The sequence below is a fragment of the Mizugakiibacter sediminis genome (genome assembly GCF_000953855.2).
Classification (GTDB): Bacteria; Pseudomonadota; Gammaproteobacteria; order Xanthomonadales; family Rhodanobacteraceae; genus Mizugakiibacter; species Mizugakiibacter sediminis.
Map to the genome: position 1 here is coordinate 1 of NZ_DF970263.1, position 403 is coordinate 403.

The window sequence follows — 403 nt, forward strand, 5'->3', positions numbered from 1 at the left end:
TCCACAGCTCGGCGCGCGCCTGCGCGCGGGTGACGCCGGTGTAGAGAAGCTCGCGGGTCAGCAGCGCATGGTCGGCGCCGCCGGCGACCAGCGCCACCGCGGCGAATTCCGAGCCCTGGCTCTTGTGCACGGTCATCGCGAACGCCGGCTCGTGCGCCGGCAGCGCCGCCGGCGCGAACGCGCGCAGCGCGCCGCCCGCGGCTTCGACGTGCACGCGCATGCGGCCGTCGGCATCCGGCCAGGCCACGCCGAGGTCGCCGTTGTAGAGGCCGAGCGCGTAGCTGTTCTCGGCGATCAGCACCAGCCGGCCGGGCCACCAGGCGCCGGCGATGCCGGCGCGGCGCTTCAGCGCGGCCTCGATCGCCTGGTTCAGCGCCAGGCTGCCGGCGGGGCCGTGGCGCAG

At 76.7% G+C, this 403-nt stretch carries 1 protein-coding gene; it reads right to left on the bottom strand.

The features are described 5' to 3' along the window. Positions 1-403 (bottom strand): ATP-binding domain-containing protein (locus MBSD_RS13905; protein ID WP_187300698.1); only part of this gene is annotated, 403 nt, incomplete at both ends.